This window comes from Rhodococcus sp. T2V, from assembly GCF_029269925.1.
GTDB lineage: Bacteria > Actinomycetota > Actinomycetes > Mycobacteriales > Mycobacteriaceae > Rhodococcus_F > Rhodococcus_F koreensis.
Genome location: NZ_JARJBD010000010.1, coordinates 138,600 through 150,997 on the forward strand (window position 1 = coordinate 138,600; position 12,398 = coordinate 150,997).

Annotated in this window: 3 protein-coding genes; all 3 read left to right on the top strand. The window is 71.7% G+C overall.

The window, feature by feature from the left end:
• Positions 1 to 178: 178 nt before the first annotated feature.
• The 3 genes from P3H15_RS11855 to P3H15_RS11865 all read left to right on the top strand — a co-directional run bounded on the left by P3H15_RS11855 (position 179) and on the right by P3H15_RS11865 (position 12,391).
• Positions 179 to 10,762, top strand: a complete 10,584-nt coding sequence (locus P3H15_RS11855) for a type I polyketide synthase (RefSeq protein ID WP_276137402.1) — start codon at positions 179 to 181, stop codon at positions 10,760 to 10,762.
• A 94-nt stretch (positions 10,763 to 10,856) separates the two neighbouring features.
• Positions 10,857 to 11,270 carry a DUF732 domain-containing protein gene (locus P3H15_RS11860; protein ID WP_276137403.1) on the top strand — a complete coding sequence of 138 codons (414 nt, stop codon included), beginning with the start codon at positions 10,857 to 10,859 and terminating at the stop codon, positions 11,268 to 11,270.
• Between the two features lie 155 nt (positions 11,271 to 11,425).
• Entirely contained in the window at positions 11,426 to 12,391 is a 966-nt protein-coding gene (locus tag P3H15_RS11865; RefSeq protein ID WP_276137404.1) for a pirin family protein, read from the top strand.
• Positions 12,392 to 12,398 lie beyond the last annotated feature (7 nt).

The following is a 12,398-nucleotide window of genomic DNA, read 5'->3' on the forward strand; positions in this document are numbered from 1 at the left end:
AAGCCGAACAGCCGGAATCGGCATACACCGGAGCGACGGTGGGTATCCCCTGGGCGTGCCGAGCTGACCAGGTGGATCGGTCGTCGGCGCGAAGCTCGGACCGCTCCATCCGCATCGTGACGGCGGATACAATCGAGGTTTCCGCGCTACGTATGGCGGATCTCGGATAGGACCTCGTATGGCCGATCAGGCGAAGCTTCTCGACTATCTGAAGCGCGTCACCGCGGACCTCTATCAGGCGCGGGAGAAGCTCCGTGAGGTCGAGGGCGTGAGCCGCGAACCGATCGCCGTCATCGGCATGGGCTGCCGGTTCCCCGGCGGTGTGCGATCGCCGCGGGACCTGTGGCGGCTGGTCGAGTCGGGTTCGGACACCGTCGCCGGGTTCCCCGAGGACCGCGGCTGGGGCCTGGCGGATCTCTACGACCCGAAGGCCGAGCAGGCCGGTAAGACGTACACGGTGCAGGGCAGTTTCCTCGACGACCCCGCCGGGTTCGATCCCGAGGTCTTCGGCATCTCGCCGCGCGAGGCGCTGGCGATGGACCCGCAGCAGCGGCTTCTCCTCGAGACGAGCTGGGAGACGTTCGAGCATGCCGGCATCGACCCGCGGTCGGTGCACGGCAGGCAGGTCGGCGTCTTCACCGGGCTGTCCGGCATCGATTACGCGGCGCGGGCGGGCGGCATGCCGCCCGAAGATCTGGAGGGTTACTTCATCACCGGCAACGCGATGAGCGTCGCGTCCGGCCGGGTGGCGTACAGCTTCGGCCTCAACGGACCCGCGATCACGGTCGACACCGCGTGCTCGTCGTCGTTGGTGTCCATCCACCTCGCGATGCAGGCGCTGCGCAGCGGTGAGTGCGAACTGGCGCTGGCGGGCGGGGCGACCGTCATGGCGACCCCCGCGGTGTTCGTGGAGTTCAGCCGCCAGCGCGGGCTGGCCCGCGACGGGCGGTGCAAGGCGTTCTCCGCCGCGGCGGACGGCACGGCGTGGGGTGAGGGCGCGGGGATGGTCGCGCTGGAGCGACTGTCCGACGCGGAGCGCAAGGGTCGCCGGATCCTGGCCGTCATCCGGGGCAGCGCGGTGAACCAGGACGGCGCCAGCAACGGACTGACCGCACCGAACCGGCAGGCGCAGGAGCGGGTGATCGCGCAGGCGCTGGCGAATGCGGGGCTCGGGCCCGGCGACGTCGACGTGGTCGAGGCGCACGGCACGGGCACGAAACTGGGTGACCCGATCGAGGCGTCCGCCCTCCTGGCCGGTTACGGCCGCGAGCGCCCCGCCGACCGTCCGCTGTGGCTCGGCTCGGTGAAGTCGAACCTCGGGCACACCCAGGCGGCCGCGGGCGTCGCCGGAGTGATGAAGATGATCATGGCGATGCGGCACGGTGTCCTGCCGAAGACCCTGCACGTGGACCGGCCGACCCCGCACGTCGACTGGTCCGCCGGTGCGGTGTCGCTGCTCACCGAGAACCGGGAGTGGCCCGAATCCGACCGTCCCCGCCGGGCCGCGGTCTCGTCGTTCGGCATCAGCGGCACCAACGCGCACGTCGTGCTGGAAGAGGCGCCGCCGGTCGAGCCTTCACCTGGCGAACCACCCCGTCCACCTGACGAAGTCGTCGCCTGGTTCGTGTCGGGACACACCGAGCCCGCACTGCGCGCGCAGGCCGAGCGGCTCCGCGAGTACGTCACCGGCCACCCCGACCTGACGCCGGCCGCGGTGGCAGGCGCCCTGCTGGGTTCCCGGGCCACGTTCGACCATCGCGCCGCCGTGATCGGCGCACAGCCCCACGCCCTGCTGAACGGTCTCGACGCGCTCAGCCGCGGCGCGCCCAGCGCCGACGTGGTCACCGGTGTGGCGCTGGAGGCCGGCGACCGGCCGGTGTTCGTCTTCCCCGGCCAGGGATCGCAGTGGGTGGGCATGGCCACCGAACTGCTGGACACGTCACCGGTGTTCGCCGACACCGTGCGGGAGTGCGCCGAAGCACTGGCCCCGTACACGAACTTCTCGCTGCTGGACGTGCTGCGCGACCGCGATCCTGCCGCGCTCGACCGGGTCGACGTGGTGCAACCGGCGCTGTTCGCGATGATGGTCGGGCTCACGGGGCTGTGGCGTTCCCACGGCGTCGAACCGGCGGCGGTCGTCGGGCATTCGCAGGGCGAGATCGCGGCCGCGTACGTCTCGGGGGCGCTGAGCCTGTCCGACGCGGCGCTCGTCGTGGCGGCCCGCAGCCGGGTGATCGGCGCGTCGGCCCGGCGGGGCGGCGGGATGGCGTCGGTGACGCTGCCCGCGGACCTCGTGCGGGAGAAGATCCAGCCCTGGGCGGGCGCCGTCGAGGTCGCGGCGATCAACGGTCCGTCCGCGACAGTGATATCCGGCCCCGTCGACGCCCTCGACCTTCTGATCGCACAATTGCAGGGCGACGGCGTCCAGGCCAGGCGGATCGCGGTGGAATACGCCTCCCACTGCGCGGACGTGTCCGTGCTGCGTGAGCCGATTCTCGACGTCCTCGCGTCGATCACCCCCCGCCGGTCGCGGATTCCGTTCTACTCGTCGGTGACCGGTGGCGTGCTGGACGGCACCGCGCTGGACGCCGACTACTGGTACCGCAATCTGCGCCGGACCGTCCGGTTCGAGCAGGCGACGAGATCGCTGGCCGCGGACGGGTACCGGTTGTTCGTCGAGTCGTGCAGCCACCCCGTCCTCACGGTGGCGATGCAGGAAACGCTCGACGCGGCGGGTGTCGCCGGCCGCGCCATCGGCACCATCCGCCGCGACCGCGCGGGGCTCCGGCAGTTCACCGCCGCGCTCGCCGAGGCGCGGGTCCACGGACTGCACGTCGAGTGGGACCGGGTGAGCTGGGCCCGGCACGACGACCGGCAGCGGTGGGTGGACCTTCCCACGTACGCCTTCCAGCATCGCCGCTACTGGCTGGAGAGCCCGGTTCCGCAGGGCGATTTCGCGTCCACGGGCATGGAGTCGGGCGGGCACCCGATGCTCGCCGCGTCGGTCGAACTCGGCGACGGCCGGGGCGCCGTGTTCACGGGACTGCTGTCGCCGCAACGCCTTCCCTGGCTGAGCGACCACGGCGTCGACGGCACGGTCATCCTGCCGGGCACGGCTTTCGTGGAACTCGCCCTGCACGCGGGGAACCGCGTCGGGTGCGGCCGGCTCGAGGAACTCGCCATCGAGGCACCCCTGGTGATTCCCGCCGAGGGCGAGGTGGCATTGCAGGTGAGCGTGCTCGCCGACGGCGAGGCGGGCCGATCCACGGTGTCGGTGCACTCCCGGCCCGCGGATGCCGCGCCGGACACGCCGTGGACCCGGCACGCCACCGGCACGCTCACGGTCGCCGCGGACACCGCCGACTCCCTCGAACAGCAGTGGCCGCCCGCGGAGGTCACGCCGATCGACGTTCGGGGCCTGTACGACGTGCTCGACGACGCCGGCTACGAGTACGGCCCGGCCTTCCGGGGCCTGAAGTCGGCGTGGCGCCGCGGCGACGACCTGTACGGCGAGGTCCGGCTGAGCGGAGAGGACCCGGCCGCCGCGGTCGCGGGGTACGGGATCCATCCGGCGGTACTCGACGCGGCGCTGCACCTGATTGCGCTCGGAGCCGCGGACACCGGCATCCGGCTGCCGTTCGCCTGGGACAAGGTGCAACTGCACGCCGTGGGCGCCACCGCCCTGCGCGTGCACGTCAGAACGACCGGGCCCGAGCGGTACCGGGTCTCCGCATACGACGCGGCGGGCAGACCGGTGCTGACCGCCGAGTCGCTGGCGCTGCGGCCGCTCGGCGAGGCGGGTGTGCCTGCCGCCCGGGTCCGCGACAGCCTGTACCGGGTGGAGTGGATGCCGGTGGGTGCGTCCAGCACGTCTCCGGCGGACCTGCTGCCGCTCGACGAGGCGCTGGCGGGCGCTGATCCGGACGGTCGCGTGCTGTGGCTCGACCGCGCACCGGGCGACGAACCGGACGTGCCGGCCCGGTCGCACGCCGCCGCGGAGTCGACGCTGCGAGCGGTCCGGTCCTGGCTCGGCGACGATCGCCTGGCCGAGACCCGCCTGCTGGTCACGACGCGGCTCGCGGTGGCGGTCCGGGACGACGACCCGGTCGACGACGTGTCCGCCGCGCCCGCGTGGGGGCTGATCGGCGCGGTGCAGAACGAGCACCCGGACCGCATCACCCTGGTCGACCTGGACGCGGTGGCCGGTGAACTCTCCGATCCCGCGCTGCTGTCCATGGCCCTGGCCTGCAACGAACCTCAGCTCGCGGTCCGGGACGGGGTACTGCTGGCGCCGATGCTCGCCGCGGTGACCCCCGCGACGGCCGCGCCCGACGAGGGCCCCGCCACGTTCGGCCCGGACGGCACCGTCCTGATCACCGGCGGCACCGGCACCATCGGCAGGCTGATCGCCCGGCACCTCGTCGCACAGCACGGGGTGCGGCGGCTGGTGCTGATCGGCCGGCGCGCGCTCGACGCCGAGGCCGCAGACGAACTGCGGGCCGAGTTCGCCGCGTCGGGAACAAATGTCGACGCTGTCTCGTGCGACGTGGCCGACCGCGACGCGGTGGCCGCGCTGCTCGCCGGCATTCCCGACCTGTCCGGCGTGATCCACGCGGCCGGCGTGCTCGAGGACGCCACCGCCGCCACGCTGAGCGCCGAGCAGTTGCACGCGGTTCTCCGCCCCAAGGTGGACGGCGCCTGGCATCTGCACGACCTCACACGGGACCGCGACCTGTCGGCGTTCGTGCTGTTCTCCTCGGCGGCGGGCGTGCTCGGCGGCGCGGGACAGGCGAACTATGCGGCGGCGAACGTCTTCCTCGACGCACTCGCACAGCACCGCCGTGCCCGCGGGCTGCCCGCAACGTCCATGGCCTGGGGGCTGTGGGACCGGCCCAGCGGGATGACGTCCCATCTGAATGCGGCCGATCTGGACAGGTTGCAGCGCAACGGCATCGACACCATCAGCCCGGAGGCGGGGCTGGCGCTGTTCGATCACGCACTCGCCGTGAATCGTCCGTTGATCGTGCCGGTCCGGCTGTCGACGCGCGCCTCCCGCTCCGAGGGCGAGTCGCTGCCGCCGATCCTGCGCCGGGTGCTCGGGGTCCGTCGTCGCCGCGCCGCTGCCGCCGATTCCCCGACCGGCCTGGCCGAGGAGTTGCGGGCACTGGACCCCGGAGAGCGGCACAGCCGGGTGCTCGACATCGTCACCACCCACGTGGCGGCCGTGCTGGGTCACGAAGGCAAGGAGGCGATCGATCCGGAACGTGCCTTCAAGCAACTCGGTTTCGACTCGCTGACCGCGGTGCAACTGCGCAATCAGCTGGCGACCGCCACCGGTGTGCGTCTGGCCGCGACGGTGGTGTTCGACCATCCCACCGCGGACGCGCTCACCCAGGAACTGGTGTCCCGACTGCTCGGGGACGAGGCGGCTCCGCAGCCGGCAGGCCCGACGCGGGCCCGGCGGGACGACGACCCGATCGTGATCGTCGGGATGGCGTGCCGCTACCCGGGCAAGGTGTACAGCCCGGAGGACCTGTGGCGACTCGTCCGCGACGGCCACAACGCGGTGGGCGCGTATCCCCACAACCGGGGCTGGAATCTCGACGAGGTGTACGACCCCGACCCGAACCGGCCCGGCACCACGTACATGAAGGAGGGTGGATTCCTCTACGACGCAGACGAATTCGACGCCGCATTCTTCGGCATCAGCCCGCGCGAGGCGATCGCGATGGATCCGCAGCACCGGTTGCTCCTCGAGAGCGCCTGGGAAGCCCTGGAACAGGCCGGGATCAAGCCGACCGCACCCGGGCTCACCGACACCGGTGTGTTCGTCGGGCTGATGGGCGGCGACTACGGCTTCCACCTGATGGCGCAGCGCAACGTCGACGCCGAGGGCTATCTGATGACGGGGACCAGCAACAGCGTCGCGTCCGGCCGGATCTCCTACACGCTCGGCTTCACCGGTCCCGCGGTCACGGTGGACACGGCGTGCTCGTCGTCGCTGGTGGCCATGCATCTCGCGGCGCGGGCGCTGCGCGACGGTGAATGCACGCTGGCGCTGGCCGGCGGCGCGACGGTGATGGCCACACCCGGTGTGCTGGTCGAGTTCAGCCGCCAGCGCGGGCTCGCCTCGGACGGACGCTGCAAGCCGTTCTCCGACCGGGCCGACGGCACCGGGCTCAGCGAGGGCGCGGGAATGGTGGTGCTGGAACGGCTCAGCGACGCCCGGCGCAACGGGCACCGGGTGCTGGCGATCGTCCGCGGATCCGCGGTCAACCAGGACGGCGCATCCAACGGGTTGACCGCCCCGAACGGGCCGTCCCAGGAACGCGTCATCCGCCAGGCTCTGGCCGACGCCGCGCTCGGCCCCACCGACATCGACGCCGTGGAGGCGCACGGCACCGGCACGACGCTCGGCGACCCGATCGAGGCGCAGGCGCTGCTCGCCGCGTACGGGCAGGGCCGGGAGGGCCGGCCGCTCTGGCTCGGTTCCGTCAAGTCGAACATCGGCCATTCCCAGGCGGCGGCGGGCGTCGCCGGCGTGATCAAGATGGTGATGGCGATGCGGCACGGGGTGCTGCCCCCGAGCCTGCACGGCGACGTCCCCACCCGGCACGTCGACTGGACCGCGGGCGAGGTGTCACTGCTCGCCGAATCGGTCGCCTGGCCGGACACCGGGCGGCCCCGGCGGGCGGCCGTGTCGTCGTTCGGGATCAGCGGCACCAATTCGCACATGATCCTCGAACAGCCACCCGAGGACGTGGTGCCGGAGGCCTCGCCGCCGTCGGCGTCGCCACTGGTGTGGGTGCTCTCCGGGAAGACCGGCGACGCACTGCGCGCGCAGGCCACCCGGTTGGCGGAATTCCTCGACACGAGCGAGACCGAACTCCCGGACCCGGCCGACCTCGCCTACTCGCTGGCCACCACCCGATCCGGTTTCACGCATCGCGCCGCGGTGATCGGGCAAACGCTGGACGACCTGCGCGACGGCCTCGCCCGCATCGTCACGGAGCGTCCCGGCGGCAACGTCGTCACCGGGACGAGCGCCCGCGGCAAGACGGCGTTCATGTTCACCGGCCAGGGCGCGCAGCGCATCGGCATGGGCCGCGGCCTCTACGACGCCTACCCGGTGTTCGCGACGGCACTGGACGAGGTCTGCTCCGTACTCGACGAGCATGTGGAAACCCCGGTACGGCAGGTCATCTGGGACGAGGACGACGGCGCGAAGCTCGACAGCACCGAATACACCCAGCCGGCCCTGTTCGCCATCGAGGTCGCGCTGTACCGGCTGCTGCGGGAGTGGGGCATCACCCCCGACTACCTGATCGGCCATTCGATAGGCGAGATCACCGCGGCCCACGTCGCGGGCGTGTTCAGCCTGCCCGATGCGGCTGCCCTGGTCGGCGACCGGGGACGGTTGATGCAGTCCACCAAACCGGGTCTGATGATCGCCGTCCGGGCACGCGAGGAAGACATCCTGCCGCGGATCGACGGCCGCGTCGATCTCGCGGCCGTCAACGGCGCCGAGTCCGTCGTCCTCGCCGGCGGCGAACGCGACGTGCACGCCGTCGCCGCCGAACTGTCCGCCGCCGGACTGAAGACCACGAGCCTGCGGGTCGAACGGGCCTTCCACTCGACCCTGATGGATCCCATCCTCGACCAGTTCACCGCCGTGCTGTCCAAGCTGACGGCACAGCCGCCGAAGATCCCGGTCGTCTCCAACATCACCGGACGCGTCGCCACCGCCGACGAACTCGTGTCCCCGGAGTACTGGACCCGGCACATCCGGCACACGGTGCGGTTCCACGACGGCGTTCGTGCCCTCGACGAACTCGGCGTCACCCGCCTCGTCGAGGTCGGTCCCGGTGCGACCCTGGCGGCACTCGCCGCCGAGGTCGTCCCGAACACGATCGCCACACTGCCCGGGCGCGAGAACGAGGCGCACGGGATCATCGAGGCGGTCGCCGCCGCCTACGTGCAGGGCGCAACCGTCGACTGGGATCGGGTGCTGCCCGGCCGCCGTCGCGTGGCCCTGCCCACGTACGCATTCCAGCGCCGCTCCTACTGGCCGACGGCGGCCGTCCGGAACACCGGCGATCCGACCGAACTGGGGCTGACCCCGTCCGATCATCCGCTGCTCGGTGCCGCGGTGACCCTCGACGACGACGCGACCCTGTTCACGGGACAGCTGTCGCTGCACCGGGATCCCTGGCTCGTGTCACCGTCGGTCGACGACGGCGACTCCCCGGCACCCGATCACGGCGAGGCGAAGACGGTGCTGCCCGCGGTGCCGGTCGAACTCGCCCTGCACGCGGCCCACCACGTCGGTCTCGACCACATCGACGAACTCACCCTGCACCACCCGCTCGTCCTCCCGACGTCGGGACTGGCCTCGATCCGGGTGCTCGTGTCGCCGCCGGGCACCACCGGGGCTCGCAGCGTCACCGTCTCGTCGAAGTCGGGTGACACCGACAGCCCGGACAGCTGGGTTCGGAACGCGTCGGCGACAATCGACGACGTCGCCGGCTCGTCCGCCTCAGTGCCGCAACAGGATCCGGGCGACACCGAGACCGAAGTGCGGCTCGGAGACGGCGTCGACACGAGTGGGTTCGGCATCCACCCGGTGCTGCTGCAGGCCGCGATCGAACCCCTCCTCGGGTGGGACGGCTGGCCGTCGACCTGGTCGGGAATCCGTCTGCACACCGTCGGTGCCGACGCGGTGACCGCCCGGTTCACGCCCGGCGACGACGGGAGGCACCGCGTCGCCGCCGTCGACCCCGCCGGTGAACCGGTGCTGACCGTCGATGCGCTGCGCGTGGTGCAGCGGGCGGACGACGGGGGCCGTCCGGCGTCGCTGCGACTGCACCGGACCGCCTGGATTCGGGTGGAGGTCGCGCCGTCCGAGCCTCGCGGACCGGTGGTCGTCCTCGGCGCCGACGGGTTCGGCGACCCGGGCATCGGTTCGACGTTCCCGGGGTGTCCCGACCTGGAGGCGTTGCGGACGGCGATGGAGTCCGGGCCGGACGAGGACGACCGGCGTCCGTGGACGGTGCTGGTGGGGTGCGCGACCGACGACGACCACGGTCCGGACGCGACCCACGAACTGTGCGCGCGGGTGCTGCGACTGCTGCAGGAGTGGCAGGACGACGAGACGTTCGCCGACAACCCGCTCGTGATCGTGACCCGCAATGCCATGGTCACCGACGACGGGCAGGACCACGACGCTCGCTCCGACCTCGCGGCCGCGGCGGTGTGGGGCCTGGTGGGCTCCGCGCAGAACGAGAACCCGGACCGGTTCGTGCTGATCGACCTCGACGACGCGTCGGACGCCGAGGCCGCGATCACGTCGGCACTGGCGAGCGGGGAACCGCAGGTGGCGGCCCGGAACGGCACCCTGTGCGCACCGCGGTTGCGGCGCATGCCCGCCGTCGACGAACCGACGCCGTTCGATCCCGGCGGCACGGTGCTGGTCACCGGCGGCACCGGCACGGTCGGATCTCTGGTCGCCCACCACCTGGTGACCGAGCACGGGGTACGGCACCTGGTGCTGACCAGCAGGCGCGGGCCCGGCGCCGAGGGCAGCGACCGGTTGCACCGCGAACTGAGCGATCTGGGCGCCGAGGTGAGCATCGTCGCCTGCGACACCGCGGACGAGTCGGCGGTCGCCGGGTTGCTGGCGGGGATACCGTCCGAGCATCCACTGACGGCGGTGATCCACGCGGCAGGCGTGATCGACGACGGCACCCTGGCGTCGCTGACCCCCGAGCGACTCGACACGGTCCTGCGGCCGAAGGTCGACGCGGCCTGGCACCTGCACCGGCTGACCGCGGACAGCGACCTGCGGGCGTTCGTCGTGTTCTCCTCGCTCGCCGGCGTCCTCGGCGCTCCCGGGCAGGCGAACTACGCGGCCGCGAACATGTTCCTCGACGCCCTCGCCCATCACCGGCACGCCCTCGGGCTGCCCGGACTCTCGATCGCGTGGGGCATGTGGGCGACACCCAGCGCCATGACCGACAACCTCGGTGCCATCGACCTCGCCCGCGCCCGTCTCAGCGGGATGGTGCCGATGCCCGCAGCCGACGGCCTGGCGCTGTTCGACAGCGCGCTGGCCGCCGGTGCCCCCACCGTCGCGGCCGCGCGATTCGACCACTCCGGTTCGGCCGCACCGTACGTTCCCCCACCGCTGCGGGGCCTGATCCGGGAGTCGCGCCCGCACGCCGCCGGATCGGACTCCGTCGTGACCGGGCCGAACGGGTCGGGGCCGTCGGACTGGTCGCAGCGACTCGCCGACCTGTCGATTCCCGAGCAGCGGCACCTGATGCTCGACCTGGTGCGGGGCGGGGCCGCCACCGTGCTCGGCTACGACGCGTCGGACTCCGTGGACCCCGACCAGGCGTTCAAGGAACTCGGCTTCGATTCACTCGCGGCCGTCGCGCTCCGCAACCATCTCGGCGCCGCCACGGGACTGCGGTTGCCGCCGACCATGGTGTTCGACCACCCGAGCCCGCGGGCCGTCGCCGAGTTCCTGCGCTCGGAACTCGTTCCGGATCCGATGTCGGTGGCGCTCGCCGACGTCGACCGGCTTCGCGCCACCATCGCCGAACTCGGCGACGACGCCGAGGCGCGGTCGGCCATCGCGCAACGCCTCGGAAGCCTCCTCGCCGAGGTCGGAACGTCCGACGACGCGCATGCCGCCGCGGTCGACAAGATTCATGCCGCCACAAGCGAGGAGATCCTGGACCTGATCGATCGCGGTCTCTGACCGGGAACAGCGTGGGTGATCGCCGCCGGGAACACCGGCCCCGCAGGCGATACGATCGTCGCCGTCACAGGCCTCGAAAGGAATCACACGCCCCATGCGCCGCACCCTTGCTCTGACCGCCCTCACCGTCTGCTCCGCGGCACTCCTCACCGCCTGCGGTGGTGGCGACACCGACACCGCAGCATCCGAGACCACGTCCGCCTCGGTGTCCGTGGCAGCGCGGACGACCGCCGCCACCGCGCCCGGCAGCCGAGTGTTCGCGGTCGCCGACGACCCGCAGACGGCCGCCGACTACCTGGCCTACCTGCGCGCGAACAACCAGACCGTCACCGACGACGACCTGGCGGTCCATCAGGCCGGCGAGATCTGCACCGCCCTCGACGCGGGCAAGCCGCTCGACCAGGTGCGTGAGGAGTGGACGCCGATGCTCACCAACGACGGCGTCTACCCGTACATCATCGGCGCGATCACGCGGTACTGCCCGGACCACGAGAACGTCCTCAACTAGTAGGCGCTCCGCGCCTGTGCGTGGTTAACGAGTCTCCGCACTCGCAAACCACTCACAGGCGGCGGAGCCGCCCTGTGGGAATACCTGGACGCAGCGGGTGTTACACACCATGAAGTAGTTGAACAATCAATTACCTGAGTACGAGGAGACACCCCATGCCAGCCGTGACGGTCGACAACATCCTTGCCCTGCCGCGTATCGACGCACCTGCTCCCGGCGCCGTCGACCGCCCGGTCCGCTCGCTCACCACCGCACCGGTCGGGTACGAGGGCGAAGGGTTCCCGGTGCGCCGCGCGTTCGCCGGCATCGACCTGCCGGCCCTCGACCCGTTCATCCACATGGACCAGATGGGCGAGGTCGACTACGCACCCGGTGAACCCAAAGGCACCCCGTGGCATCCGCACCGCGGCTTCGAGACCGTCACCTACATGATCGACGGCATCATGGAGCACCAGGATTCCAACGGCGGCGGCGGCACCATCGGTGGCGGCGACACCCAGTGGATGACCGCGGGCGGCGGCATCCTGCACATCGAGACCCCGCCCGAGCATCTGGTGACGAGCGGTGGCCTGTTCCACGGCGTCCAACTGTGGGTGAACCTGCCGCGCGACAACAAGATGGCCGCACCCCGCTACCAGGACATCACCGGCGCGAAGGTGGCCCTGCTGTCCTCGTCCGACGGCGGCGCTCTCGTTCGCGTCATCGCCGGTGACGTGGACGGTCACCACGGTCCCGGTTCCACCTACACGCCGATCAGCCTCGTGCACGCGACGGTCGCGCCGGGTGCGAGCTTGACGCTGCCGTGGAACCCCGAGTTCAACGCGCTCGCCTACGTCCTCGCGGGCGACGGACTCGTCGGTGCGGAGCGCCGCCCGATCCGCATGGGTCAGACGGCCGTCTTCGGACGCGGTGACACCCTGACGATCGCCGCGGCCGACACGCAGGATTCGCGGACCGAGTCGTTCGAGGTGTTCGTCCTCGGCGGCAAGCCGATCCGCGAGCCCGTCGCGATGGCCGGACCGTTCGTCATGAACACCAAGGCCGAGGTGCTGCAGGCGTTCGAGGACTTCCAGGCCGGTCGCCTGGGTTCCGTTCCCGCAGCGCACGAAACGCTCGCCTGACGGGTAC